The following is a 26,063-nucleotide window of genomic DNA, read 5'->3' as shown; positions in this document are numbered from 1 at the left end:
ATTCGAAAAAACATTCCCGACTCGCTTTCGCAATAAGAGATCGGGGCCATTGTTACCCCAGTTGCTCTTTATCAGGGCGCGAGACTTCGGCCAAATTTTGATTTGGGCGCGAACCCGCATAAGCATTCCGTGCGAGTTACCCCTCGAAAGCTGGCGAGGAACCCGCTATATGGCGCCTCAAAGGATATGGAATGGCACGCATCTATCAGACACGCGCCTGGCAGGACCAGCTCTCTCCGTCGATCGAGGAAATGGAACTCCTGGCGCTGGAGGCCTATGCGAACCTGCCCGGGGATTTCCGCGAGCTGACCGGCGAGATCATCATCCAGATCGCCGAGTTCCCGACGGAGGAGATCATGGACGATCTGGCGCTGGAAACGCCGTTCGACCTGCTCGGCCTGTTCGAGGGGCGCGGCATCGCCGAGCGCTGGAACCCCGCGACGGGCGAGGGGCCGAACCGTATCACCCTCTATCGCCGCGCGATCCTGGATTACTGGGCCGAGAACGAGGAGACGCTGGGCGACATCGTCACCCACGTGCTGATCCACGAGGTCGGCCATCACTTCGGCCTGTCGGACGACGACATGGCGCGCATTGAGGACACCGTCGCCTGACGGCCGCACAGGCGCGGAAAAGCAGTGCGATAGGCCCGTTCAGCGTTTCAATGGATCGCCAAACGGGTCTGGCGGACGCTCAGAGCCGCACCATCCGGGTCTTGTTCATGCACAGCCGGAGCGTCCTGAACACGTAGAACAGAAGTCCGATCCCCAGCGTCACGATGGTGATGATGATCCAGAGGATCACATGGCCGATGACCTCGGCGAGGTTGAGGTCGCATTCCAGCCTGGCGAGCTGGTGACCCTCGCGGTTGATCACATAGGTCTTGTTGATGATCGCCTTGTAGAAATAGTAGATGGCGAAGAAGGCGCCGATGCCGAGCGTCAGGATGGAAACGACCACCCATATCACCAGATAGCCGATCGCTTCCATGATGGAGTATTCGCAGCGCAGTCTGACGCCGTCACCCGAAGGGCGCTCCGCCTGACCGTTGTTCACGATGCTGATGGTTGTCATTTCGCAATCCCCCAATTGCATGGAGGGATTGAAACAACAATCTCAGGTTGATGCAACTGGAAACGACACGGCGCAGCTACCAGTCGCCGAGTTTCGTCTCCGGCGTGTAGTCGGCGCCCTCGACCTCCTTGTAGACGGCCTGTCCGCAGCGCATGACGCCTGCCAACGAATCGAAGGTGTAGGTCGGCGAGCCGTGCAGCAGCCAGCCCTTGTTCAGGGCCGCCGTCACCTTGTGGCAAAAGCTCGAATCGTCCGGTCCGGTCAGAAACCGATAAAGCCTCATTGCTGTTTCTCCTCGATGGCCCGCGCGCGGGCAAGCAGGGTTTGCGCCATGTCCAGATGCAGGCGTTCGACCATCCTGCCCTCCAGGGAGATCGCGCCGCGCTCCCGGTTCTCCGGCAAGGCGAAGGCGGCGACGATGGCTCGCGCCTCCGCCACTTCGGTGGGCTGCGGCGCGAAGGCGGCGTTGGCCGGCCCGATCTGCGCCGGATGGATCAGCGTCTTGCCGTCGAAACCCATCGCCCGCGCGTCCTGGCAGGCCCGCCCGAAGGCTTCGAGATCGCGAAAGTCGTTGGCAACGCCGTCGATCACGCCGAGGCTACCGGCCCGGCCGGCCATCACCATCTGCAGCAGGAACGGCGTCATGTAGCCCCGCTCCGGCGCGAGGGACATGCCCGTTTCCCTGGCGAGATCGTTGGTGCCGGCCACCAGGCAGGCGAGGCGGGCGGCCGGGTTCTGTCCAAGCTCGGCGATCGGCCCCAGATTGAGCACCGCCCGCGCCGTCTCGATCATCGCCCAGAGCTTCACGCTGCGTGGTGCATCCATCTCGTCGAGCGCCGCGTCGGCGTCGAGAATGTCGCGCGGCCCGTTGACCTTCGGCAGGAGGATCCCGTCGGGCTTCACGGCGCGCGCCGCCAGCAGGTCCTCGGTTCCCCATTCGCTGCCGAGCGCATTGATCCGCACGACGACTTCGCAGCCCGGCCGTCCGTCCCCCGCCAGGAATTCCCGCAATCGTTCGCGCGCCGCCGGCTTCCGCTCGGGAGCGACCGCATCCTCCAGGTCGAAGATCACCGTGTCGCAGGCGAGCGAGGCGCATTTGGCCAGCGCCTTGTCGTTGCTGGCCGGCACATAGAGAACGGAACGGCGGAGCGGGGAGGTCGTGTCCTGCATGGCCTTTTCATGGCGCAGCCGTGCCCGGCGCGCAAGAGAGCTTTGCTTTGGTCCGCCGGCTTGTGTAAGGAGAAGCGCATAGAGAATGGCCGAGCAGACGAGACGGACCGCGACACATGGACAAGTTCACCAAGCTGACGGGCGTTGCCGCCCCCCTGCCCATCGTCAATGTCGACACCGACATGATCATCCCGAAGGATTATCTGAAGACGATCAAGCGCACCGGCCTCGGCACCGGGCTTTTCGCCGAGATGCGCTACAATGAGGATGGCTCGGAGAACGCGGAATTCGTGCTCAACAAGCCGGCCTACCGCAACGCGAGCATTCTTGTCGCCGGCGACAATTTCGGCTGCGGCTCGAGCCGCGAACATGCGCCATGGGCGCTGCTCGACTTCGGCATCCGCTGCGTCATCTCCACCAGCTTCGCCGACATTTTCTACAACAACTGCTTCAAGAACGGCATCCTGCCCATCAAGGTCAGCCAGGAAGAGCTGGACATGCTGATGGACGACGCCCGGCGCGGCGCAAACGCCACGCTGACGGTCGACCTCGAGGAGCAGGAAATCCGCGGCCCGGATGGCGGCGTCGTCAGGTTCGAGATCGACGCCTTCAAGCGCCATTGCCTGCTGAACGGCCTCGACGACATCGGCCTGACGCTCGAGAAGGGACCGTCGATCGACACTTTCGAGAACAAGTACGCCGAAAGCCATCCCTGGGCCTAGAGCATTTTGCAGTCAGGTGGAATCACCTGACGTCCGCATAAATGCGGAAAAACAAGAAGATAGACTCACCGCCGGCCTCGATCACTCCGCCTCTCGTCATGCCCGGCCCCGAGCCGGGCATCCATGCCGGAACGTCAGCCGATCGACCGCAACCGTACCGCTTCGTACGGCAGCAGCCTTGCGGAATCCGGCGCATCGGATTAGCAAATGCCTCGAATTCCCTTCGAGAGGCATCCCATGGCAACGCGCAAACTTCTCCTTCTTCCCGGCGACGGCATCGGCCCCGAGGCAATGGCCGAGGTCAAGAAGCTCATCGGCATGATGAACGCCGACTTCAATGCCGGCTTCGAAACCGAGGAAGGGCTTGTCGGTGGTTCGGCCTATGACGCGCATGGCCAGTCGATCTCCGACGCCGACATGGCGAAGGCGCTGGCCGCCGACGCGACCCTGTTCGGTGCGGTGGGCGGACCGAAATGGGACGGCGTGCCCTACGAGGTGCGTCCCGAGGCCGGCCTGCTGCGCCTGCGCAAGGAGATGGAGCTGTTCGCCAACCTGCGGCCGGCGATCTGCTACCCGGCGCTCGCTGCCTCGTCGTCGCTCAAGCCCGACGTGGTCGAGGGCCTCGACATCCTCATCGTCCGCGAGCTGACCGGCGGCGTCTATTTCGGCGAGCCGAAGGAGATCATCGACCTCGGCAACGGCCAGAAGCGCGGCATCGACACGCAGGTCTACGACACGTTCGAGATCGAGCGGATTTCCGGCGTCGCCTTCGAACTGGCGCGCACCAGGAGCAACAAGGTCTGCTCCATGGAAAAGCACAACGTCATGAAGTCGGGCGTCCTCTGGAAGGAAGTGGTCGCCCAGACGCACAAGGCGAAATATTCCGATGTCGAGCTGACCCACATGCTGGCCGACGCCGGCGGCATGCAGCTCGTGCGCTGGCCCAAGCAGTTCGACGTCATCGTCACCGACAACCTGTTCGGCGACATGCTGTCGGACGTGGCGGCGATGCTGACCGGCTCGCTCGGCATGCTGCCCTCCGCATCGCTCGGCGCACCCGACGCCAAGACCGGCACCCGCCGCGCGCTCTACGAGCCGGTGCACGGCTCCGCCCCCGACATCTCCGGCAAGGGGATCGCCAACCCGATCGCCATGATCGCCTCCTTCGCCATGTGCCTGCGCTATTCGTTCAACATGGTCGAGGAAGCCGACCGGCTGGAGAAGGCGATCGCCGCCGTCCTCGACGACGGGCTGCGGACCAGGGACATCATGTCGGACGGCGCCACCGAGGTCGGCACCGGCGCCATGGGCGACGCCGTCTTGGCGAAGTACCGCGCGCTGTCGTGAATTGAGGCCGGTGGGCGCGGGCTTCGAGCCGGCGCCCACGGCAACGCCAGCTTGATGATGCCGGCAAGGCCCGCGCCGAAGCCGGCCCGGACGAAGGCGTCAGAGGAAGCCGATAAAGCGCCCGCAAACGAGCACCGCGAGCCAGAGAGCGATCGACAGGATTGCGAGCGCCCGTCCCGCAGGGCCATCACGTGGCTCCGGAAGCTGGCGGAACGCCAGCACGTTCGCCGCCGCCAGCAGGATGAGGGCCATCTTCGCCTGGAAGGCGGGATTGGCGACATAGTCCGTCGCGCGCACCCCGAACATGAGTGCACCCGTGACGGCAGCGCCCGGAAACGCGGCAAGGGCCAGGCGCCGCATCAGCCGCACGAAGGGTGTGAATGGCTGTCCGGACAAGAATCCGAGAAGGCGCAGGTCCATCAGGAACACCCCCGTCAGCAGCGCGCCGATCGACAGGATGTGAAGGGCGTTGACCAGCGGATAGACGTAGAAAGAGCGCTTGAGCGCCTCCACCGGCCCGCTCGCTTCTATCGCCGACAGGAACTCCAACATCGCCCTCCGTCGGGCCGCGCCGTCATGCCGGCGGAGCCCGTCCGGGATAGACGTCGTAGGTGGCGCCATTTACGATGATGCGCGCGGCCTTCATGCGGCGCTCGCTCTCGTCGCGCGAACGGTTGCCGATGGCGACCACCTCGTCACCGGGATCCGCCGCATCCTCGTCGAAGCCGGCGGCGATGGTGCGGGAGGGTGGAGCCAGTTCCACCCGCCAGATCGCGCCCTCCACATCCACGTCCAGCGTGGCATGGGGGTTTCCGATATAAATGTCGTTGATGGTGCCCTCGAGCCTGAACTGGCCGTCATCCGTCCATGACCACCCGTGATGGGCCAGGGCGGGCGCGACGAGCAGCGCGATCCCGAGGACAACGAACGGCGCCCCGCTGCGGGCGCGTCTTGGCATTCCGCTTTTCATGGCACGCTCCAGGATTGCCGATGCCGATACGCCAGCCTATGGCCGGGACCGCCGAGGTCAACTCACATTCCGGAGAGCACCGGCCCGGCGCATTGACTTCGCCCGGATTCGGCGTAAAACAGCGCGCGTGAACGGAGATCGTCTCGACATGCGCGCTTTTTCCACAGCGCCCCATGCCCTGAGCCTGCCGAACGCCGTCGGGAACGATGGCGCGGGTTTCCGCTTTACCAAAACGACGGCCAAAACGACCACGAAAACGGTCTGATCCTCCTGGCTGCTCGTTCTCTCCCCGGGCCAAGCCGGGGAGGAGATACCCGCATGGCCAAGCGGGTTTCCATTCAAAACCACGCGGAGAGGGACAGGAGTTAGACCAGATGGGTTTCAAGATAGCTGTCGCCGGCGCCACCGGGAATGTCGGCCGCGAAATGCTCAACATTCTCGAGGAACGCGGCTTCCCCGCCGACGAGGTGGTGGCGCTCGCCTCCCGCCGCTCGGTCGGCACGGAGGTTTCCTATGGCGACAAGACTCTGAAGGTCAAGGCGCTTGAAACCTATGACTTTTCCGACACGGACATCTGCCTGATGTCGGCCGGCGGCACGGTCTCGAAGGAATATTCCCCGAAGATCGGCAAGCAGGGCTGCGTCGTCATCGACAATTCGTCGGCCTGGCGCTACGACCAGGACGTCCCGCTGATCGTCCCCGAGGTCAATCCCGACGACCTGGCGGGCTTCACCAGGAAGAACATCATCGCCAACCCGAACTGCTCGACCGCGCAGCTCGTGGTCGCGCTCAAGCCGCTGCACGACGTGGCGACGATCAAGCGCGTGGTGGTCTCGACCTATCAGTCGGTTTCCGGCGCCGGCAAGGAAGGCATGGACGAACTGTTCGAGCAGACGCGCGCCGTCTTCGTCGCCGATCCGATCTCGACCAGCAAGTTCACCAAGCGCATCGCCTTCAACGTCATTCCGCACATCGACGTCTTCATGGAGGACGGCTTCACCAAGGAAGAGTGGAAGATGGTCGCCGAGACCAAGAAGATGCTCGACCCGAAGATCAAGCTGACGGCCACCTGCGTGCGCGTGCCGGTCTTCATCGGCCACTCCGAGGCCGTCAACATCGAGTTCGAGAAGCCGATGACGCCGGACGAGGCGCGCGACATCCTGCGCGAGGCCCCCGGCTGCCAGGTGATCGACAAGCAGGAGGACGGCGGCTACGTCACGCCCTATGAGAGCGCCGGCGAGGACGCCACCTATATCAGCCGCATCCGCGAGGACGCGACGGTCGAGAACGGTCTGGCCATGTGGGTGGTCTCCGACAATCTGCGCAAGGGCGCGGCGCTGAACACGATCCAGATCGCCGAGCTGCTCGTCGCCCGCGGCCTGATCCAGCCGAAGAAGAAGGCTGCCTGAGGCGGCTGCGTTCACGATCAAAGCGATGAAAAGGCGGGCTCCCGGGTCCGCCTTTTTTGTTGGACTGCGGCGCTTCTCGATGGTTGGCGCTCGCCCCTCACCCTTACCCTCTCCCCGTAAACGGGGAGAGGGGGACACCAGCGTTGCGGTCATCCTCCTTCTCCCCGCAAGCGGGGAGAAGGTGCCGGCAGGCAGATGAGGGGCAGGCGCCGGCCCTTCCAACACAGATCCAAACAAAAATGGCGGACCTCGCGGCCCGCCATTCGCATTCCAGATACGCGGAACCGCTTAGCTGGCGGCTTCCTCGGCAGCCGGAGCTTCCTCGGCCGGAGCCTCCTCAGCAGGAGCGGCGGCAGCCTCGGCTGCTGCGGCTTCGGCCTCGGCGGCGGCAGCCTTGGCGTCTTCCTCGGCCTGCTTGGCTTCGGCAAGGCGCTCCTGGGCCTTCTTGCCCGGCTCGGCCTTGTTCGGGTTGTTGCGCTCGGGGCGCTTGGCGAGGCCGGCCTGGTCGAGGAAGCGCAGCACGCGGTCGGTCGGCAGGGCGCCGTTAGCGATCCAGTGCTTGATGCGCTCCTCGTTCAGGACGACGCGGTCGCCGTCCTTCGGCAGCATCGGGTTCCAGGAACCCAGCTTCTCGATGAAACGGCCGTCGCGCGGGCTGCGCACATCGGCCACCACCACGTGGTAATAGGGACGCTTCTTGGAGCCCGCACGGGCCAGACGGATTTTCAGTGCCATGGTTTCTTCCTTTCGATGATGGCGTCAAGCCGGCACGACGTGCCGGAATCTCAAGCGCGGCTCGCCGCGCAGTTCAGTCGGAGACATGGGTTCGGCGCCCAGTCTTTTGGCAACGGCCTGTGAGGCCAGATTGTCCGGATGGACAAAGCTCATGAGCGGCGGCAGGTTCAGCATCTCGGCCGCCCAGACCTGGACGCGCCGCGCCGCCTCGACCGCGTAGCCCTTGCCCTCGAAACCCTCATAGAGGCTCCAGGCGAGCTCCGGCTCGTCGATCAGCGGCGGATGCCACAGGCCCACATGGCCGGCGACGCCGTCGCTGTCCTTCGGCTGCACGGCGAACATGCCGTAACCGTGGAGCGCCCATGCGCCGGGCATCGATGCGAAGCTGGTCCACGCCTGGAATGCGTCGCGCGGCCCGCCGATATGGCGCGTGCGCTCCGGATCCGCGCAAAAGGCCGCGTAGGCGGAGAAATCCTCCGGCTTCCAGCCGCGCAGGATAAGGCGCTCGCTTTCGAGAACCGGCGTCATCGCTCAGGCGTCTCCTTCCCGGGTTGCGCCATTGCCGTGCTCCTCGGCGATCGCCTCGTGATGGCGAATCACCTCGTGAATGATGAAGTTCAGGAACTTCTCGGCGAAATCGGGATCGAGATGGGCGTCGTCGGCCAGTCGGCGCAGGCGGGCGATCTGCTGGCGCTCGCGCTCGGGATCGGCCGGCGGCAGTTCGTGCGTCGCCTTCAGGTGGCCGACGGCCTTCGTGCAGCGGAACCGCTCGGCGAGCATGTGCACCAGCGCCGCGTCGATGTTGTCGATCGACGCCCGCAGCTCCAGAAGCCGTGCCCTTGCCGCATCCATATCGCCGCTCATGCCCCCGTCCTCACTTCTTCTTCGGCAGGCCGGGCAGCCCGCCCGGCAGTCCCGGTAGACCGCCGCCGGGGAGACCTGGCAGGCCCGGCATGCCGCCCTTCGGCAGGCCGCCGCCGGAACCGAGACCGGCGGCCTGCGCCTGCTTCTGCAGGGCCTCGAGCTGCTTCGGATCCATCTTCGACAGGTCGGGCATGCCGCCCCCGAGGCCGCCAAGCCCCATTTTCTGCGCCATGCCGCCCATCAGGCCGCGCATCATGCCGCCCTTGCGGCCCTTGCCGCCCATGGCCTTCATCATGTCGGCCATCTGTCGGTGCATCTTCAGGAGCTTGTTGATCTGCGCCGCATCCGTGCCGGAACCGGCGGCGATGCGCTTCTTGCGGCTGTGCTTGAGCAGGTCCGGATTGGCCCGTTCCTTGGCGGTCATCGACTGGATGATGGCGATCTGCCGGCCGAACATCTTGTCGTCCAGGCCGGCGGCGGCCATCTGGTCCTTCATCTTTCCCATGCCGGGCATCATGCCCATGATGCCGCCCATGCCGCCCATGTTCTGCATCTGGCGAAGCTGGTCGGCGAGGTCGTTCAGGTCGAACTTGCCGTCCTGCATCTTCTTCGCCATCGCCGCGGCCTTTTCCGCGTCGATGGTTTCGGCGGCCCTCTCGACCAGCGAGACGATGTCGCCCATGCCGAGAATGCGGTCGGCGATGCGCTTGGGATGGAACTCCTCCAGCGCGTCCATCTTCTCGCCGACGCCGATCAGCTTGATCGGCTTGCCGGTGACGGCGCGCATGGAGAGCGCCGCGCCGCCGCGCCCGTCGCCGTCCATGCGGGTGAGCACCAGGCCCGTGATGCCGACGCGGTCGTTGAAATTGTTGGCCAGGTTGACGGCGTCCTGGCCGGTCAGCGAGTCCGCGACCAGCAGGATCTCGTGCGGGTTCGACACGCGCTTGATGTCGGCCATCTCGACCATCAGCGGCTCGTCGATATGCGTGCGGCCGGCCGTATCGAGGATCACCACGTCATGGCCGCCGAGCTTCGCCGCCTGCACGGCGCGCTTGGCGATGTCGACGGGAGACTGGTCGGGAACGACCGGCAGCGTGGCAACGCCCGTCTGCTCGCCGATCTGCCGGAGCTGCTCCTGCGCGGCGGGCCGGCGCGTGTCGAGCGAGGCCATCAGGACCTTCTTGCCCTGGCGCTCGGTCATCCGCTTGGCGATCTTGCCGGTGGTGGTGGTCTTGCCCGACCCCTGCAGGCCGACCATCATGACGACGACCGGAGCCGGCGCGTTCAAGTCGATCGTCTCGCCCTCGGCGCCGAGCATCTCCACCAGCTCGTCATGGACGATCTTGACGACCATCTGGCCGGGCTTGATCGACTTCAGGACTTCCGCCCCGACGGCCTTCTCGCGCACCCGGTCGGTGAAGGAACGCACCACGTCGAGCGCGACGTCCGCCTCGATCAGCGCCCGGCGCACTTCACGCAGGGCTGCCGAGACATCGGCCTCCGACAGCGCGCCACGGCCCGTTAGGCCGTTCAGGATGGAACCAAGGCGTTCCTGGAGCGATTCAAACATCCGCGTTCCTCATGTCTCGCATCATCCGCATAGGATGCGAGAGGTAATGCATCCGCGCCGCAGCTTCAAACCCGTCGCAAAGCCGAAAAGCACCCGGGGGCGCATCGCGCTGCCGGGTGTTGACCTCCAGGATCGTCGCTTTCCGCCGAAAGGCGCCCTGGTCGGCTGCTCGGAGTTGTCACTCGTCGCGGAAATTCCGCGTCTGTAGACAGGAAATCCGGTCCGGAGTCAAGAAGAGCGCCGCCAGCGGGGCCGACGACGCTCTTCCGGGGCAGGGAACGCCCGTTGGGACATGCTTGGAATGAAACTAACGCAGCACGTAGACGATGCGTCGCGTCTCCGGCTCGACCAGCACCGGCTGCTCGTTCACATAGACGTAGCGGTAGTCGTAGTCGGGAATCTCGCGCACCTCCACCGTCTCGGGCAGGGCCGCGCCGACCACCACTTCGCCGTCCAGATAGACCGGGTCGATCGTGTTCGTCTCGACATAGGTGCGCACCTCGGCCGGCGGCGCCGGGATCGGCTCGATCGTGCCGAACGCTGTCTTGCGACCGATCAGCTCGCCGCGCACCACGCCGGTCTCGACGCTCGACGTCGCTTCGAACGAGACGGGCGGCAGGGCCTCCGCCGGGCGTTCGGTCACGACGATCCGTTCCTCACCGCCGAACGGCGCGATCAGGTAGTCGGAATAGGCCCAGCCGTCGACGCCGTTGGCGGTTACCACGCACCATTTGCTGCCTTCCTGGCAGCCGCCGATGACGGCTTCCTGGTTGGCGCCGATGGCGCCGACCACGGGATAATGCGGGCCGGGACCCGAGCGGATGTTGAGATCGGTCGTCGCCACCGCCACGACATCGGCTGCCGCGAGGCCGGTAAAGGTCATCAGCGCCGTCGCGGCGACCGCATTCCTGAGAAGCATCCTGTTCATTGTCGTTCTCCTGTCAGACTCGACCGGGGCGACCAACGGCGACGCGGCGGAAATGGTTCCCTCGGGGTCTTCCGACGGAAACGGAAAATAAACGATGAAACGGATCGGTAATCACCGCTGTGCTAGGCCACAAAGGCCCTGCAGCGGGTGACATCGCCCGCAAACGCTGGCAGGATCAACTTTTATGGCCTTTTTTGTCTTAAGGAGAGCAGCATGGCTTTCGGGGGCAGGGCGGCGCTCATCGCCGCAACTGTATGTGCATCACTTCTGGCCGCGGGCGGCGCGTCTGCCGCCCAGTGCGGAAACAATGCCGGCGGCTTCGAGAACTGGAAGGCACAGTTCAGCCGCGAAGCCGCGTCGCGCGGCATCGGCAAGCGCGGCCTCGATGCCCTGGCCAGCACCAGCTATGCCAGCAAGACCATCGCCGCCGACCGCGGCCAGAGGAGCTTCAAGCTGTCGCTGAACTCCTTCATGCAGAAGCGCGGCGCCAACGCCATCATCTCGCGCGGCAAGGGCATGAAGAAGAAGCATGCCGCCCTGTTCGCGAACCTGGAAAAGCGCTACGGCGTCCCGGCCGGGCCGCTGATCGCCATCTGGGGCATGGAGACCGGCTTCGGCGGCTTCCTCGGCAACCAGCACACGATCTCGGCGGTCGCCACGCTCGCCTATGATTGCCGGCGCTCGGAGTTCTTCACCGGCCATCTCTACGGCGCCCTGCAGATGGTCGACCGCGGCATGCTGAGCCCCTCGGCCAAGGGCGCAGCCCATGGCGAGATCGGCCAGACGCAGTTCCTGCCCGGCAACGCCCTGAAATATGCGGTCGACGGCGACGGCAATGGCCGCGTCGACATGGTCCGGTCCTCTGCCGACGCACTGGCCTCGACGGCCAATTTCCTGCGCGCGCACGGCTGGCGCGCCGGCGCCGGCTATCAGCCCGGCCAGCCCAATTTCCGTGCCATCCAGGGCTGGAACGCCGCAAGCGTCTACCAGCAGGCCATCGCCATCATGGCCAAGGAGATTGATGGGTGAGGCGCGGTCCGCGCAAGCGGAGTGCTCATGCCGGTGGCATGAGCACAGGCTGCGAACGCCCGGAGCCATAGCGGAGGGCCGGGAGGCGTTGAAACAAGCGCCTTCTTCCTCCCTACCGCCGGCAAATATGCATTATTTCAAAGCGTTATAGAATCACTGCGCGTCTCAGAATGATGCGCGGCGCTGCAGACGAGCGTCTGGCCTTGTTCCGGGATCGGACCGCCCCTCATCCCCCTGCCGGGACCTTCTCCCCGCATGCGGGGAGAAGGAGGACGCCGCTCGCGCAGCGCCTGAATCGCCCTACCGCCCGCGCTTCCGCGCCGCCAGCGTCCTGAGCCGCAGCGCGTTCAGCTTGATGAAGCCGGCAGCGTCCTTCTGGTCGTAGGCGCCCTGGTCGTCCTCGAAGGTGACCAGCGCGTCCGAATAGAGCGACTTGTCGGACTTGCGGCCGGTGACGATGACATTGCCCTTGTAGAGCTTCAGGCGCACCTCGCCCTCGACGTCCTCCTGGCTCTTGTCGATCGCCGCCTGCAGCATCTCGCGCTCCGGCGAGAACCAGAAGCCGTTGTAGATCAGCTCCGCATAGCGCGGCATCAGCTCGTCCTTCAGATGCGCAGCGCCGCGGTCGAGCGTGATCGATTCCATCGCCCGGTGCGCCGCGAGCAGGATCGTGCCGCCCGGCGTCTCATAGACGCCGCGCGATTTCATGCCAACGAAACGGTTCTCGACGAGATCGATGCGGCCGATGCCGTTGTCGCGGCCGAGATCGTTGAGCGCCGCAAGCAGTGTCGCCGGCGACATCGCCTTGCCGTCGATGGCCACCGCGTCGCCCGCCTTGAAGGAAATGGTGATTTCCGTCGCCCGGTCCGGGGCGTCCATCGGCGAGACGGAGCGCTGGTGGACATATTCCGGCGGCTCGTTCCACGGGTCTTCCAGCACCTTGCCCTCGGAAGAGGAGTGTAAGAGATTGGCGTCCACCGAGAACGGCGCCTCGCCCTGCTTGTCCTTCGGCACGGGGATCTGGTGCGCCTCGGCGAAGTTCAGGAGGTCGGTGCGCGACTTGAAGGTCCAGTCGCGCCACGGGGCGATGATCTTGATGTCGGGGTTCAGCGCATAGGCGGAAAGCTCGAAACGCACCTGATCGTTGCCCTTGCCGGTCGCGCCATGCGCGATGGCGTCGGCACCGGTCTCGGCGGCGATCTCCACCAGCCGCTTCGAGATCAGCGGCCGGGCAATCGACGTGCCGAGCAGGTATGTGCCTTCATAGAGGGCGTTGGCGCGGAACATCGGGAAGACGAAATCGCGGACGAACTCCTCGCGCACGTCCTCGATGTAGATCTCCTTGATGCCGAGCATCTCCGCCTTCTTGCGGGCCGGTTCCAGCTCGTCGCCCTGGCCGAGATCGGCGGTGAAGGTCACCACCTCCGCGCCGAGTTCCGTCTGCAGCCATTTCAGGATGATCGAGGTGTCGAGGCCGCCCGAATAGGCGAGCACGACCTTTTTCACGTCTTTGGGTGTCGTCATGATGTCTTCCGGTCTTCGAGGATCTCGGCGAAGCCGGCGCACCCGCCGGAGCAGCGCCCCACAGATTGCGCCGACTATTATCAGGAATGGCCGTGCGGGCAAGGCCAGCCCGCGGAAATGAAAGGGGCCACGCCGGAATGGCGCAACCCCCTTCGTCCCCCGGAGACCCCTCTCCCGGGTTACTTGGCGACCTCTGCCTTGACCTTGGCCACCTCGTCGGCGCTGATCTCTCCGACCGTGGTGACGGCTCCGTCCTGGACGCGCCAGAGACGGAACGGACCGGTGATGTCGCCATACTGGTCGAAACCGACCGGGCCGATCACGCCCTCATACTTGATCGACTTGCCGTCCTTGATCAGGGCGAGCGCCTTGGCGAACTCGTCCTTGCCGGCATGGATGACGGTGCCGTCCGCCGCGACCACTTCCGGGATGGCCGCCTTGATGGCCGCCGAATCCGCCTTGCCGGCCTTGGCGACCGCCAGCGCGACGATGGCGCCCGCGTCGTAGGAGCGGTCGGCGGCGGGTGCGTCGGGCTTGATGCCGCCGGAGAAGGCCTCGTAGCTGCCGTAGAAATATTCCGTCGAGGCAGTCGGGCTGGTGCCCGAGGACGTGCCGTAGGCCTCGTTGAGGAATTTTGCGCCGACTGCCTCGATGAACTCCTGCGAGTTCATGCCGTCGTTGAGCAGGAACTTCTGCGGGCCGCCGCCGGAGATCCAGGCGCGGGCGATGGTCGCGCCGTCGACCGGGTAGCTGACGAGGTACAGCGCCTCGGGATCGCCCGCCATCGCAGCGCTCGCCTCCGATGCATAGTTCGCCTGCCGCTCGTTATACGGCGTAACGGAGGTGACGGTGCCGCCGAGCTTCTTGTAGGCCGCTTGGAACTCGCGCACCATGTTCACGCCGAAATCGTTGTTGACGTGGATGATGGCGAGCTTCTTCAGCCCCTGGTCGAGCGCGTATTTGGCGGCGGCGGTCCCCTGCAGCGCATCGGAGGTGATGGTGCGGAAGAAAACGCCGTTTGTCTTGCCGTCGCGGCCGAGCGCCGTCAGCGTCGGCGAGGACGAGGCGGGCGACACCTGCACCACGCCGGCCGCCGCCGTCACCGAGGTCAGGATCGGGATCGACACCGACGAGATGATGCCGCCGATGATGACCGGCACCTTCCTGACATTGACGAGCTGCGTCGCCTGATCGACCGCTACGGTCCCCTGGCTCTGGCTGTCGCGCGTATCCGTCACCAGCTTGCAGCCGTCGACGCCGCCGGCCTCGTTGAAGTCGCGGAACGCCATCTCCACCGACTTCGCGCCGGCCTGGCCGTACTGGCCGGCCGGTCCGGTCAGCTCCATGACGACGCCGATAGTGATGTCGCAGTCCTGCGCCGCCGCCGGCAGGGCGAGCCCCGCGATGAACGTCGCGGCAAGCAATGTCTTCCTCATGGCTGTTCTCCCGTTCCTTGGTTCCCTGGTCTGGTTCGGTTGTCCGTGGCCCGCTTTCCGGTGGGCCCGTTCCGGTCTTCCCTGTTGGCGGCGCCGTCTTGTCGCGGCGCTCGTTCGGGGAGCGGTCAGGCCGCCCCCTTGTTGAGGTTGTATTTCATGATCGAGCCATGCCGGCCCTCGCGGTCGCGCTCCAGGTCGAACACGTCCCCCTCGATGGCGCGGGCCTCGGCCAGCACCGCCTTGATCTCCCCCGCATCCCGTTCCGTCAGCACGAGGTCCGAGATGGCGAGATTCGAGGCAAGGTGCGAGCGGTTGCGGGCGCCGATGATCACCCCGGCCACCGACGGCCTGAGCAGCATGGCGGCGCTGGCGACGGTGGCGACGGTGCTGCCGTGCCGCCGGGCGACCGCGTCGAGCGCCGTCAGCAGTGCCTGAAACAGGTCCCAGCCGCCGAAATCGTCGATGATCAGCTTGTACTTGGTGAGCGAGCGGTTCTCGAGCGGCGCTTCAGGCTCGGTGACGCCCAGCCAGCGCTCGCTGAGGAATCCCCCGGCGACCGTGCCGTAGCACAGGAGCGACACGCCGTGCGCCGCGGCGGCTTCCGCCATCGCTTTGGCCGGCCGGCCATCGAGCAGCGAATACTGCACCTGCATGGATGTGAGCGGCACACCGCTTTCCGCGATGGCCCGCATGTGGGCGGTGTCGAAATTGGTTCCGCCGAGCCGGTCGATCTTGCCTTCGCGCCGCAGTTCGTCCAGCCAGCCGGCCGCCTCCAGCCACCCCGGCACGGCATAGTCCCACCAGTGAAACTGCACCAGATCGAGGCGTTCCTGCTTCAGCCGGCGCAGCGATTCCTCAACGATGCCCGCCACATGCGCCCGCGTCAGCTGCGGCAGCAGGCTCAGGTCGGGCACGCATTTCGTATGCACCTTGATGCGCGCCAACGCCTCGGCCCCGCGCAGGTCGGCATAATGCGCGCGGAAACGGCCGATCATCTCCTCGACGCCGGTATAGATGTCGGCGCAGTCGAAGGTCGTGATGCCCGCATCGGCGAAAGCGGCCATGTCGGCGACCGGATCGGCGCTCTGCGCCGCGCTGTGCCCGCTGGACAATTGCCAGCCGCCGCGGATGACACGCGAAATCTCGTAATCCGGGGCAAGCTGGATGCGCTGCATGGTCTGTTCAGTCCTTCGTCAGGGGGACGGCTGTGGTTTCGGCATGGCTGAAGCGCCGCTTGCCCGTGCGGGTGATGCGCAGCCGGGAGGCGCAGTTCGGATCGGGGCAGGCCACTTCAGCGTCCGTGGTCATCCAGTCGTTCGCGTGCGTGGGACGCTGCTTCGCGGCGAGCAGCGGCAGGACCGCGGCCACCGAGTAGATCGAGAATCCCTGGCCGGGCGGCAGATGCAGCATCTCGCCGCGCAGTTCGAAATGATCGCCGGGCTTCGCGCCGCAATAGATCGGCTCGCCTTCCGGCACGATCACCTCCACGCGCAGATCATAGAGATCGAAACCGTCATCCGCCCCGTCAGCCATAGCGCATCACCTTTTCCCGAGCCTCGAGACTGCCGCGCACCAGATCGAACGAACGGGTGATGTCCTGCGTCAGCGCCTTGACGGACGCATCCGCGTCGCGGCGCTCCAGCGCCTCAATCAGCGCCCAGTGGAAATGCATGGCGCGGAGACCGCCGCCCTCGTCGTGGACCTGCGCCGCCGCCCGCACATAGGGTCCCGATTGCAGCCACAGGCTTTCCACCACGGGGATCAGCACCGCCGAACCCGCCGCGCGGTAGATGTGGAAATGGAAGCTGTGATTGAGTTCCGAGGTCGTGTGCGCCTTGTCGGGATCGTCGCCGCCGAAGGCCGCCTCGCAGCGCCCGGTCAGGTCGCGCAGCGCGTCGAAATCTTCATCCGTCAGCCTTGCGCTGGCGAGGCCGGTAAGCGCGCCCTCGACGAGGCAGCGCGCGCGCGCCAGATCATCGAGCCGTTCGCGCGTGATGACCGGCACGCGCACCGAACGGTTGGGCAGGGCTTCCAGCGCCTGTTCCGACACCAGCCGCCCCAGCGCCTCGCGCACCGGCATCGTGCTTGTGTCCAGCGTTGCCGCAAGATCCTGGATGCGCAGGATGGCGCCGGCGTCGAGCATGCCATGCATCAGGGACCGGCGCAGCTCGGCATAGACCCGGTCCTGCAGGGTTTCCCTGCCGACCGGTGAAAGGGGTGTGCGGCTCACCATAAGCGGCCGCCCAGGGCGGAACATCCGCCGGCGCCGCGCGGGGCCGCTATTGCCGGGGCGGGTCCGATCCCGCTGCATAAGTACAGCCACCAGGCTCCGCCGTTTCGATCCGCCGTCATGCGGCACCTCGCTTCCCTGCGTTCGGCCTTCGGGCTTGTCCCAGGCCGGTTTTTGCCGATCGGCCTTCCGGGAAGGCGGCATCGGCGGTCACGCAATTTTTCCGGTTGCTTTCCGCAGCAATGTAAAGTTTGATCAAACATCATAGATCACGATTTGGCAAGCGATCCCATGCCCGATGTCGATCAGAATCAGGCCCAAGCCTCCCTGACGCCTGCAGCGGCGGAAGGCGCGGTGCTTGTCGAAGCGAAGGATCTGGCGATCCAGTTCGGCGGGCTGCGGGCGGTCGACGGCATGTCGCTTTCCCTGCACCGAGGCGAGATGCTGGGCCTGATCGGCCCCAACGGCGCCGGCAAGACCACCCTGTTCAACCTGATCGCCGGCAATCTCCGGCCGACGGAAGGCCGTATCCTGATCGGCGGGCGCGACGTGTCGGCGGAAGGCGCCGACCAGCGCATCGCCTGCGGCGTCGGCCGCACCTTCCAGATCCCGCGCCCGTTTTCCGAGATGACCGTTCTCGAGAACGTGCTGACCGGCCGGCAGGATCAGGCCGGCGAGCGCATCTGGATGAACTTCCTGCAGGGCGCCCGTGTCGCCCGCGAGGAGCGGCAGGCGGTCGGCAAGGCCCGCGCCCTGCTCGACTTCGTCACGCTCTCGCATCTCGAGAACGAGCCGGCCCGCGTGCTATCGGGCGGTCAGCGCAAGCTGCTCGAGCTCGCCCGCATCCTGATGGCCGAGCCGACGGCGATCCTGCTCGACGAACCCGCCGCGGGAGTCAACCCGACCCTGCTCGAGGTGATCATCGAGCGCATCCGACGCCTCAATGCCGACGGCAAGTCGATCTTCCTGATCGAGCACAACATGGAGATGGTCGCACGGCTCTGCAGCCGCGTCGTCGTCATGGCCGCCGGCCGTCACCTGACCGAGGGGACGCCGCGCGACGTGGCCCGCGACCCCGCCGTGATCGAAGCCTATCTCGGAACCGCCGCATGAATGCAGCGGCGCCCCCGCCCGCGCTGGCCACCCGGGCGCTGGTCGCCGGCTACGAGCGCGACCTGCCGATCGTGCGCGGCGTCGATTTTGAGGTCGCTCCGGCCGAGCTGGTGGTGATCCTCGGGCCGAACGGCGCCGGAAAGTCCACGCTGGTCAAGGCGATCGCCGGGCTGGTGCCGATCCACGCCGGCCAGGCCTTTCTCGCCGGCGCCGACATCACCGCTTCGCCCGTTCAGGAGAAGGTGCGTCACGGCCTCGCCTTCGTCCCCCAGACGGAGAACATCTTCGCCACGCTGACGATCCAGGACAATCTGCAGCTCGCCGCCGACATCCTGCCCAGGAGCGAACAGGCCGCCCGCATCGCCGAGGTCTACGAGCTGTTTCCCGATCTCGCCGCCCGGCGTTCGGCCTGCGCCGGAAATCTCTCCGGCGGGCAGCGGCAGATGCTCGCCGTCGCCCGGGCACTGATCGTCAAGCCATCCGTCCTCATCCTGGACGAGCCGTCCGCCGGCCTTTCGCCAAAAATCGTCGGCGAGGTGTTCAGCCGGCTGAAGGAAATCAATACCGCGGGCATCACCATCGTACTTGTGGAGCAGAACGTGAAGGCGGCGCTCGCCATCGCCCATCGGGCGGTCATCCTGGTCGAAGGGGAGCTGCGCCATGACGGGCCGGCGGCCACGCTGGCAGACGATCCGATCGTCGCCCAGCTCTATCTCGGCGCCACCCCCGCCGGACGCGAGGAGCAGCGATGAATCCGCAGATCCTGGTCGACGGGCTGATCGCCGGCGCAATGTACGGTCTCGGGGCCATCGGCGTCACGCTGACCTATTCCATCCTCCGCTTCGCCAATTTCGCCCATAGCGAGCTGCTGACCTTCGGCGCCTATGCGGCGCTGGCGTTGAGTTCGGCGCTCGGCGTTCTCTCCGCCGGGCTGCTAGCGCCGCTCGGACCCTTCTCCTTCGGCTGGTCGCTGCCGCTTGCCGCCATCACCGCGATGGCCCTGACGGGCCTGCTGGCGCTCGCCGTGGACGCCGTCCTGTTCGGTCGGCTGCGGGCGCGGCGTAGCTCGATCATCGTCATGGTCATGGCCAGCTTCGGCGCGGCGCTGACCCTGCGCAGCCTGCTCGAGTTCGTCTTCACGTCGAAGCCGGCCTATTTTACCCGCGAGTTGCAGATCGCGCTGCCGCTGGGCGGCGGAATGCGCGCCACGCCCGACCAGCTTCTCGCCCTTGTCCTCGCCATCGCGCTGGTCGTCGCGGTGCATCTGCTTCTGACCCGCACCGCCATCGGCCGCTCGATGCGCGCCGTCAGCGAGAACCAGGCGCTGGCCGGCGTGGTCGGCGTCGATGTGCGCCGGGTCATCCGCGTCGTCTGGCTGCTCGGCGCCGTCCTCGCCTGCGTGGCCGGTATCATGGCCGGCCTTCTGGTGCAGCTGCGTCCCTATATGGGCTTCGACCTGCTTCTGCCGCTCTTCGCCGCGGCGATCCTAGGCGGCATCGGCAGCGTGCCGGGAGCCATGCTGGCCGGGCTGATCGTCGGGCTGGCCGAGGCGGGCACTGTTCAGCTCGTCGGCGCGGAATGGCGCACCGCCGTTGCCTTCATCATCCTGGTTCTCGTCCTGCTGCTGCGCCCGCACGGCCTTTTCGGGAGGCCGCAGGCATGAGCGTCGAGCTGATCGCCTATGGCTGCTTCTTCCTCACGGTCGCGCTGACCTACGCCATCATGTGCCTGGGCCTGAACCTGCAATGGGGACAGACCGGCCTGTTCAATGTCGGCATTGCCGGCTTCGTCGCCATCGGCGCCTATGTCTCGGCGCTTCTCACCACGCCTGACACCGCCGGCAGGCTGGGCGGCTTCGGCCTGCCCATGGCGGTCGGCTGGCTCGGCGGCGCGCTGGCCGCCGCGCTGGTCTCCTATCTGGTCGGCCGCCTGACGATCCGCCTCCGCGCCGACTATCTGGCCATCGCCACGTTTGGCATCGCCGCCGCCGTCCAGCTCTGCGCGCTCAATCTCGAGCCGGTGACCGGCGGGCCGTTCGGCATCGGCTTCATCCCGCGCCCATTCGCCGCCGAGGCCGGCAACCCGCTGCTGTTCAGCCTTCTCAACCTGGCGCTTCTCGTCATTGTCGTGCTGCTTCTCTATCTCGGGCTGGAGCGGCTGGTGCGCAGCCCCTGGGGCCGCGTCCTGCGCGCCATCCGTGAGGACGAGACCGCCGCGCTGGCGCTCGGCAAGAGCGCCACGCGCTTTCGCTTGCAGGCTTTTGCCATCGGTGGCGGCATCATGGGGCTGGCTGGCGCCGCTCAGGCCCATTTCATCGGCTTCATCGCGCCGGAAAACTATCTGCCCATGCTGACCTTCCAGGTCTGGGCGATGCTGATCGTCGGCGGCTCCGGCAACAATCGCGGCGCCATTCTCGGCGCGGTTCTGGTCTGGGGCATCTGGGCGGTTTCGGCCGCTTTGATTGCGGCGGTCTTCGATCCCGCCCAGCAGGCGCGCGCCGCCTCGCTGCAGATCGCCATCATTGGCGTTGCAATATGTGCAGTGCTGCTGTTGCGTCCGCAGGGCATACTGGGTGAGATACGCACCATCTCGCGCCATCTGCCGTCCCGCGCGGGAAAAGCGCAAACCGCCGAGAGCCGGCCGGAGTGAAAGACCATGACCGAGCGTGCCGCTTCCGCAGCCGGGCCGGAGATCGTCCGCTTATCCGAGACGCTGGCGGTTCGCCGGCTCATCTGCGGTCTCTGGCAGGTGGCCGACCTTGAGAAGAACGGCGAAGCGCTCGACACGGACAGCGCCGCCGACGCGCTGCAGGCCTATGCCGACGCCGGGTTCGACACGTTCGACATGGCCGATCACTATGGCAGCGCCGAGCTGATTGCCGGCCGGCTGCTGGCCCGCAGCCCCACCGGCGCGAGACGGCCGCTCGCCTTCACCAAATGGTGCCCCGAGCCGGGCCCGATGACCCCTGAGGTGGTGCGCCGGGGCGTTGTGGAACGCCTCGAGCGCCTCGGCGTCGGCAGGGTCGACCTGCTGCAATTCCACTGGTGGACCTTCGAGCATCCGGCCTGGCTCGACGCGCTGCACGAAATGGCGAAGCTGCGCGAGGAAGGGCTGATCGGCGAGATCGGCGTCACCAATTTCGACGCCGCGCATCTGGCCGTCGCGCTGGCCGACGGCATTCCCGTCGTCAGCAACCAGGTGTCCTTCTCGCTGGTCGACCGGCGCGCCGGCGGCGACCTGACCGCGCTCTGCGGCAGAACCGGCGTGAAGCTCCTTGCCTACGGCACGCTCTGCGGCGGGTTCCTTTCCGAAAGATGGCTGGGGGAGAAGGAACCCTCGGAGATCGCCGACTGGAGCCGCCAGAAATACAAGCGCTTCATCGAGGTGACCGGTGGCTGGGTCGCGTTCCAGGGCATTCTGGCGGCGGCCGGGCACATCGCCCGCAGGCATGGCGTCTCGATCTCCAACGTCGCCACCCGTTGGGTGCTGGAGCATCCTTCGGTAGCCGCCGCCATCGTCGGGGCGCGGCTCGGCGAAAGCGAGCATCGCGCCGACAACCTCCGGGTCTTCGGCTTTTCGCTCGACGACGAGGACCGCGAACGGCTGGCCGCCGCCTTCACGGCGACGCGGCCCGTGCCGGGCGATTGCGGCGACGAGTACCGCCGCCCGCCCTATCTCACCGCGTCCGGCGATCTGAGCCATCATCTCCAGACTTTGCCCTCCGTCTACGATCCGGATCACATGCCCCGGCGGCCGGAGCGGATGCGCGTCTCGTCGGGCAGCGTCTGGGAGGATATCGCCGGCTACAGTCGCGTGCTGCGTGTCAGGGACACCATCTACGTTTCGGGAACGACGGCGACGCATGGCGTCAACCGCTGCGTCGCGCCCGACGATCCCGGCGCGCAGACGACCTATATTCTCGACAAGATCGCCGCCGCTCTCCACGCTCTGGGCGGCAGCATGGACGACGTGGTTCGCACCCGCGTCTATCTGAAGGATGCCGCGCAATGGGAGCCGGTCTCGCGCGCCCATGGCCGCGCCTTCGCCGCCACGCGGCCCGCCAACACCTTGCTGCAAGCCGGCAATCTCGTCGGCGACTATCTGGTCGAGATCGAGGCCGAGGCGGTCGTCGACTGAGCATGATGCTGACGGCTGCGAGGTTGATCGTTCTCAGCTTTTGTCGGCGCCCGCCCAGGCCGAAAGCATTCTACGCCGCCTCGAGCGTCGCGATGGTCTTCAGCGCGCCATCGAGCATGTCGCCCTTCTCGTCCTTCAAAGCCGCTTCGCGCAGGCGGCGCAGCCAGTCTGCCGCGTCCTTCCGGCCTTCGAGCAGGGGCAGGCCGGAAAGCACGCGGTCGAACTTGGAATGCGCCCGCGCATGCGTATCGCTATAGCCCTTGATGAGCCGGCGGCAATTGAGGATCTCCACGCCGAGCGCATAGTCGCGCCCCGCCGTTTCGAGCGCCAGACTGTACCACCGCTCCAAATGCGCGGTTTCCACCTGATGGCGCAGCAGTCCACGCCGCCAGGGGCGCAGCGTACCGATGACCCAGAGCGCGCCAAAGCCGGTCAGGCTGTCGGTGCGGATGCGCCGGCCGCGATTGATCCGCCGGTCGATCCATCCGGCGAGGCCCGGCCGGTTCTCGATGAAGCGCCCCAAGCGCGCCGGCAGGGTGCCGCAGACTTCCTCGATGCGCGGATGGAAATACTCCGTCACCTGCAGGACATTGTTCTCGCGGACGCTCATCTCGCGGCGGATGCGCGCTTCCCGCGCCGTGCGGGTCTTCAGGTCCGCCACGCGCAGGATGTCGTCATAGCACATCGCGTTGGCCACATGCTTGGCCGCGGCGGTCGACAGCGCATGCTCCCGCGCCGCGTCGTCCAGCGCCAGCGCCTGCCCGACCCGGTCGAGATAGTCGGCGCCATAGGCGAGGTCCTGATAGTCGACCACCTTGCGCAGCCCGGCCAGCGCCATCGCGGCGACCGGCCCGGGGAACCCGCCGGCGCGCGCCGCAAGCCGGTTCCATTCCGCGACGAGGCGGTCCGGACCGTGCACGGAAACGCCCTTGTCTGTCTTGCCGGCGGGTTCCGCCGGCTCGGGCGCGCTGGCGCCCGTCGCGCGGTCATAGGCCATGCCGAAGGCCACCAGGCTGGCCTTCACGCCCCGGCCGGAGGCGCGGATGGTTTCCTCGTAGCTTTCGCGCGGGAAGGGCAGGGCGCCCGATCCCGCCAGCGCGCCGAACAGGCTGGCCGAGATGACCGAACCCGCCTCGACGGCGATCTTCTCCATGTCGAAGGCGACATAGCGGCTTGCCGCCTGCCGCGCGCTTTCATGCACCCTCGGCCCGTCGGCCCGCCCGTCGCCCGGCTCGATCTTCTCAGAGACGGCGGCGATGCGGTGCGCCGAGGTGATCAGCGTCGTGCGGTCGGGCGTCACGAAACCGCGCATCACCGCGCGGCCCGCTTCCATCAGCTCTGCGGCGATCAGGATATCCACGTCGCCCTGCGCCGGCGACAGCGCGAACACCGGCCTGCGGCCCGTATCCGGGCACATCTCGACATAATAGATCGTCGCTCCGGTGCGCTGCGCGACGCCGGCCACCGAGGTGGACTGCGCCAGATACCCATTGCGCTCGGCGACATCCGTGATCCAGTTGGTGAGCACGCCACCGCCCTGGCCGCCCACCGCCAGCACGGCGAGCTTGGTGATCTTCTGGTCGCTGTTCTTCTTGCTGCCGGTCACCATGTCGCGTCCTCAAGCCTCGACGAAGGTCAGGCGGCGCTTTTCGCGCCGGCTTTGCAGGAAATGCGTCACGCCGCGCCGGACGCCGTCCATGAACCGGTCCCAGCGGCCGGGATTGTGCACCACGTCGGCCCGGTAGAAGGACGGGCACAGGACGGCGGCGTCCGCCACCTCGCCGCAATTGCCGCAACCGACGCAGCTGTGGTCGATCGCCGCGACCGGATCGTCGCGCAGCGGATCATCCAGCGTCTTCACCGAGAGCGACGGGCAGCCGGACAGCCGCATACAGGCGTGATCGCCCGTGCAGACGTCCTCGTCGACGCCGAAGCGCGGCTTCACGACCCGCTCTCCGCCGGCGATGGCCTTGGCGGCCAGCGGTTTCTCGCGGCGCTGCCGGTTGAGCATGCACTCCGACGAGGCGACGATGACCTTCGGCCCTTTCTCCTCCGTCGTCAGCGCATCGCGCAGCGCGGCGCGCACCTTGTTCACGTCATAGGTACGGTCGATATGCCGTATCCACTTGACGCCCATCCCCTTCACCGCGTCGGTGATCGGATGCTGGGTCGACTTGGAGCGGTTGTCGGCGCGCGACGACAGGATGTCCTGCCCGCCGGTGGCCGCCGAATAGTAGTTGTCAACGACGACGATGACGCCGTCATTCTGGTTGAACACCGCATTGCCGATCGAGGAGGTCAGGCCGTTGTGCCAGAAGCCGCCATCGCCGACGAAAGAGATCGAGCGCCGCTTGGCGTCCGGCGCATTGAACGCCGAGGCGGAGGCCGGGCCGAGGCCGTAGCCCATCGTCGTCGCCCCCAGCTCGAAGGGGGGCATGATCGAGAACAGGTGACAGCCGATATCGGAGGCGATGTGATGCGGCCCGAGTTCCTGCTCGATCAGCTTGGTCGCGGCGAAGATCGGCCGCTCGGGACAGCCGGTGCAGAAACCCGGCGGACGACCAGGCACCACCTTGGCGAGGTCCGCGGCGAGCGCGTTGTCGCCGGCCGCGTTCGGCGCCAGGATCTGCGCCGGAAGCAGTTGCGGCGCATGGGCGCGCAGATAGGCGCTGATCCCGTCGAGCATCACCTGGCCGGTATACTCGCCCGCCATCGGCAGCATTTCCTTGCCGAGGATGCGCGTCTCCAGCCCTGCCTTGTGCATCATCGAGGCGATGGCCTGTTCCAGATAGTTCGGCTGGCCTTCCTCGACGATCAGCACGGAATCCTTGTCGTCGCAGAAGGCGATGACCTCATCATCGACCAGCGGATAGACGGCGTTCAGCACGTAGAGCGGCACGTCCGTCTCGCCGTAGACATCGGCCAGGCCGACCCGTTGCAGGGCGCGGATCACGGCATTGTACATGCCGCCCTGCAGGATGATGCCGGCCTTGCCCGTTTCCGGCCCGAAGAACTCGTTGATCTTGCGCGAGCGGATGAACTCCACCGCCTGCGGCAGCCGCTTCTCCACCTTCTCCTTCTCGTGCAGGAAGGAGGCGGGCGGCAGCACGATGCGGTTGGTGTCGCGGCGCGGCGATTCCAGCGCGTCGGCGACCGTCATCGCCGGGCGGCGGTTGTCCTTGGTCTCGAAACTGCCCGACACGTGGCAGCTGCGGATGCGCACCATCAGCATGACCGGCGTGTTCGACGCCTCCGACAGCTCGAAACCGTCCTCCACCGCCTGAACGATGGACGGCAGGTTGGCGCGCGGGTCGAGCAGCCAGACCTGGCTTTTCATGGCGAACGGGTGGCTGCGCTCCTGCATGATCGAGGAGCCTTCGCCATAGTCCTCGCCGACGATGATCAGCGCGCCGCCCGTGACGCCGCCCGAGGCGAGGTTCGCCAGCGCGTCCGACGCCACGTTCAGGCCGACGGCCGACTTGAAGGCGCAGGCGCCGCGGATCGGATAATGCACCGAAGCGGCGAGCATCGCCGTCGCCGTCGCTTCCGAAGCGCTCGCCTCGTAGTGGACGCCGAGTTCGCCCAGAATGTCCTGTGCGTCGGCCAAGACGTCCATCAGATGGCTGATCGGCGCGCCCTGGTAGCCGCCCACATAGCCGACGCCGCTTTGCAGCAGCGCCTTGGTGATGGCGAGAATGCCCTCGCCGTGGAAGGTCTCGCCCGCTCCGAGGCGAAGCTTCTCGACTTCCTTGACAAAGGAACGTTCAGCCATGGTTCAGTCTCCCGTAAACGGATCCGCGCCAGA

27 protein-coding genes are annotated in these 26,063 nt (G+C 66.5%); 10 read left to right on the top strand and 17 right to left on the bottom strand.

The features are described from left to right. Window positions 1-191 precede the first annotated feature (191 nt). The gene (locus NA2_RS09865) at window positions 192-614 is read left to right on the top strand and encodes a metallopeptidase family protein (RefSeq protein ID WP_008596543.1); all 423 of its coding nucleotides are present in this window, start codon (window positions 192-194) and stop codon (window positions 612-614) included. Window positions 615-693: 79 nt separating this feature from the next. On the opposite strand, the gene NA2_RS09860 is transcribed toward NA2_RS09865, so the two are convergent. The 3 genes from NA2_RS09860 to NA2_RS09850 form a co-directional block, all read right to left on the bottom strand. Beyond that, entirely contained in the window at window positions 694-1,074 is a 381-nt protein-coding gene (locus NA2_RS09860; RefSeq protein ID WP_008596542.1) for a DUF6693 family protein, read from the bottom strand. Window positions 1,075-1,150: 76 nt separating this feature from the next. After that, entirely contained in the window at window positions 1,151-1,357 is a 207-nt protein-coding gene (locus NA2_RS09855) for a DUF1737 domain-containing protein (RefSeq protein WP_008596541.1), read from the bottom strand. Next, window positions 1,354-2,244: an HpcH/HpaI aldolase/citrate lyase family protein gene (locus NA2_RS09850; RefSeq protein WP_008596540.1), complete on the bottom strand. Its 891-nt coding sequence runs from the start codon at window positions 2,242-2,244 to the stop codon at window positions 1,354-1,356. The genes NA2_RS09855 and NA2_RS09850 overlap by 4 nt, the downstream gene beginning before the upstream one ends. A 116-nt stretch (window positions 2,245-2,360) precedes the next feature. Between NA2_RS09850 and leuD the strand changes: the two genes are divergently transcribed. Together leuD and leuB are read left to right on the top strand one after the other, a co-directional pair. After that, window positions 2,361-2,966 (top strand): 3-isopropylmalate dehydratase small subunit, encoded by a 606-nt coding sequence (gene leuD, locus NA2_RS09845; protein WP_008596539.1) that lies wholly within the window; start codon window positions 2,361-2,363, stop codon window positions 2,964-2,966. 237 nt (window positions 2,967-3,203) lie between these two features. Then, window positions 3,204-4,313, top strand: a complete 1,110-nt coding sequence (gene leuB / locus NA2_RS09840; RefSeq protein WP_008596538.1) for a 3-isopropylmalate dehydrogenase — start codon at window positions 3,204-3,206, stop codon at window positions 4,311-4,313. Between the two features lie 99 nt (window positions 4,314-4,412). Here the strand turns inward: leuB and NA2_RS09835 are convergent, their stop codons facing one another. Then, a complete protein-coding gene (locus NA2_RS09835; protein WP_008596537.1) occupies window positions 4,413-4,865 on the bottom strand; it encodes a hypothetical protein in 453 nt (150 codons plus the stop codon). 22 nt (window positions 4,866-4,887) lie between these two features. Next, entirely contained in the window at window positions 4,888-5,283 is a 396-nt protein-coding gene (locus NA2_RS09830; RefSeq protein WP_040677408.1) for a DUF6152 family protein, read from the bottom strand. Window positions 5,284-5,657: 374 nt separating this feature from the next. Here NA2_RS09830 and NA2_RS09825 point away from each other — a divergent pair, with 374 nt between their 5' ends. Beyond that, window positions 5,658-6,692, top strand: a complete 1,035-nt coding sequence (locus tag NA2_RS09825; protein WP_008596535.1) for an aspartate-semialdehyde dehydrogenase — start codon at window positions 5,658-5,660, stop codon at window positions 6,690-6,692. A 288-nt stretch (window positions 6,693-6,980) separates the two neighbouring features. On the opposite strand, the gene rpsP is transcribed toward NA2_RS09825, so the two are convergent. From rpsP to NA2_RS09800, 5 genes are all read right to left on the bottom strand, one after another. Further along, on the bottom strand, window positions 6,981-7,427 hold the full coding sequence (gene rpsP / locus NA2_RS09820; RefSeq protein WP_008596534.1) for a 30S ribosomal protein S16: 447 nt from the start codon (window positions 7,425-7,427) through the stop codon (window positions 6,981-6,983). Window positions 7,428-7,451: 24 nt separating this feature from the next. Continuing rightward, the gene (locus NA2_RS09815) at window positions 7,452-7,955 is read right to left on the bottom strand and encodes a GNAT family N-acetyltransferase (RefSeq protein ID WP_008596533.1); all 504 of its coding nucleotides are present in this window, start codon (window positions 7,953-7,955) and stop codon (window positions 7,452-7,454) included. A 3-nt stretch (window positions 7,956-7,958) separates the two neighbouring features. Continuing rightward, entirely contained in the window at window positions 7,959-8,291 is a 333-nt protein-coding gene (locus NA2_RS09810) for a chorismate mutase (RefSeq protein WP_008596532.1), read from the bottom strand. 10 nt (window positions 8,292-8,301) lie between these two features. After that, window positions 8,302-9,861, bottom strand: coding sequence for a signal recognition particle protein (gene ffh, locus NA2_RS09805; RefSeq protein ID WP_008596531.1), 1,560 nt, complete (start codon window positions 9,859-9,861; stop codon window positions 8,302-8,304). A 307-nt stretch (window positions 9,862-10,168) separates the two neighbouring features. Further along, a complete protein-coding gene (locus NA2_RS09800) occupies window positions 10,169-10,789 on the bottom strand; it encodes a DUF1236 domain-containing protein (protein ID WP_008596530.1) in 621 nt (206 codons plus the stop codon). Window positions 10,790-11,002: 213 nt separating this feature from the next. On the opposite strand from NA2_RS09800, the gene NA2_RS09795 reads away from it, so the two are divergent. Then, window positions 11,003-11,818 (top strand): lytic murein transglycosylase, encoded by an 816-nt coding sequence (locus NA2_RS09795; protein ID WP_008596529.1) that lies wholly within the window; start codon window positions 11,003-11,005, stop codon window positions 11,816-11,818. Window positions 11,819-12,118: 300 nt separating this feature from the next. Here NA2_RS09795 and NA2_RS09790 read toward each other — a convergent pair whose 3' ends face one another. From NA2_RS09790 to NA2_RS09770, 5 genes are all read right to left on the bottom strand, one after another. Further along, window positions 12,119-13,342, bottom strand: a complete 1,224-nt coding sequence (locus NA2_RS09790; RefSeq protein WP_008596528.1) for an argininosuccinate synthase — start codon at window positions 13,340-13,342, stop codon at window positions 12,119-12,121. 179 nt (window positions 13,343-13,521) lie between these two features. Further along, window positions 13,522-14,778 carry an ABC transporter substrate-binding protein gene (locus NA2_RS09785; RefSeq protein ID WP_008596527.1) on the bottom strand — a complete coding sequence of 419 codons (1,257 nt, stop codon included), beginning with the start codon at window positions 14,776-14,778 and terminating at the stop codon, window positions 13,522-13,524. 125 nt (window positions 14,779-14,903) lie between these two features. Further along, a complete protein-coding gene (locus tag NA2_RS09780; RefSeq protein WP_008596526.1) occupies window positions 14,904-15,953 on the bottom strand; it encodes an aldo/keto reductase in 1,050 nt (349 codons plus the stop codon). Window positions 15,954-15,960: 7 nt separating this feature from the next. Further along, the gene (locus NA2_RS09775) at window positions 15,961-16,311 is read right to left on the bottom strand and encodes a TIGR04076 family protein (RefSeq protein WP_008596525.1); all 351 of its coding nucleotides are present in this window, start codon (window positions 16,309-16,311) and stop codon (window positions 15,961-15,963) included. Next, the gene (locus tag NA2_RS09770) at window positions 16,304-17,011 is read right to left on the bottom strand and encodes a GntR family transcriptional regulator (protein ID WP_008596524.1); all 708 of its coding nucleotides are present in this window, start codon (window positions 17,009-17,011) and stop codon (window positions 16,304-16,306) included. The genes NA2_RS09775 and NA2_RS09770 overlap by 8 nt, the downstream gene beginning before the upstream one ends. 288 nt (window positions 17,012-17,299) lie before the next feature. Here NA2_RS09770 and NA2_RS09765 point away from each other — a divergent pair, with 288 nt between their 5' ends. The 5 genes from NA2_RS09765 to NA2_RS09745 are packed head-to-tail and all read left to right on the top strand — an operon-like array spanning window position 17,300 to window position 22,258. After that, window positions 17,300-18,121 carry an ABC transporter ATP-binding protein gene (locus tag NA2_RS09765; RefSeq protein ID WP_008596523.1) on the top strand — a complete coding sequence of 274 codons (822 nt, stop codon included), beginning with the start codon at window positions 17,300-17,302 and terminating at the stop codon, window positions 18,119-18,121. Further along, on the top strand, window positions 18,118-18,873 hold the full coding sequence (locus NA2_RS09760) for an ABC transporter ATP-binding protein (RefSeq protein WP_008596522.1): 756 nt from the start codon (window positions 18,118-18,120) through the stop codon (window positions 18,871-18,873). Before NA2_RS09765 ends, NA2_RS09760 begins: the two co-directional genes overlap by 4 nt. Next, window positions 18,870-19,784, top strand: coding sequence for a branched-chain amino acid ABC transporter permease (locus NA2_RS09755; protein WP_008596521.1), 915 nt, complete (start codon window positions 18,870-18,872; stop codon window positions 19,782-19,784). The genes NA2_RS09760 and NA2_RS09755 overlap by 4 nt, the downstream gene beginning before the upstream one ends. Beyond that, the gene (locus tag NA2_RS09750; RefSeq protein WP_008596520.1) at window positions 19,781-20,770 is read left to right on the top strand and encodes a branched-chain amino acid ABC transporter permease; all 990 of its coding nucleotides are present in this window, start codon (window positions 19,781-19,783) and stop codon (window positions 20,768-20,770) included. Before NA2_RS09755 ends, NA2_RS09750 begins: the two co-directional genes overlap by 4 nt. A 6-nt stretch (window positions 20,771-20,776) precedes the next feature. After that, complete coding sequence (locus tag NA2_RS09745; RefSeq protein WP_008596519.1) at window positions 20,777-22,258, top strand: aldo/keto reductase; 1,482 nt, start codon at window positions 20,777-20,779, stop codon at window positions 22,256-22,258. Between the two features lie 70 nt (window positions 22,259-22,328). On the opposite strand, the gene NA2_RS09740 is transcribed toward NA2_RS09745, so the two are convergent. Both NA2_RS09740 and NA2_RS09735 read right to left on the bottom strand, forming a co-directional pair. Further along, window positions 22,329-23,867, bottom strand: a complete 1,539-nt coding sequence (locus NA2_RS09740) for an indolepyruvate oxidoreductase subunit beta family protein (RefSeq protein ID WP_008596518.1) — start codon at window positions 23,865-23,867, stop codon at window positions 22,329-22,331. Between the two features lie 9 nt (window positions 23,868-23,876). After that, window positions 23,877-26,030, bottom strand: a complete 2,154-nt coding sequence (locus tag NA2_RS09735; RefSeq protein WP_008596517.1) for a thiamine pyrophosphate-dependent enzyme — start codon at window positions 26,028-26,030, stop codon at window positions 23,877-23,879. Window positions 26,031-26,063: the final 33 nt, after the last annotated feature.

It is taken from the genome of Nitratireductor pacificus pht-3B (genome assembly GCF_000300335.1).
GTDB classification, from domain to species: domain Bacteria; phylum Pseudomonadota; class Alphaproteobacteria; order Rhizobiales; family Rhizobiaceae; genus Nitratireductor; species Nitratireductor pacificus.
The sequence above is the reverse complement of the archived record's forward strand: the minus strand, read 5'-3'. Positions and strand labels throughout refer to the sequence as shown.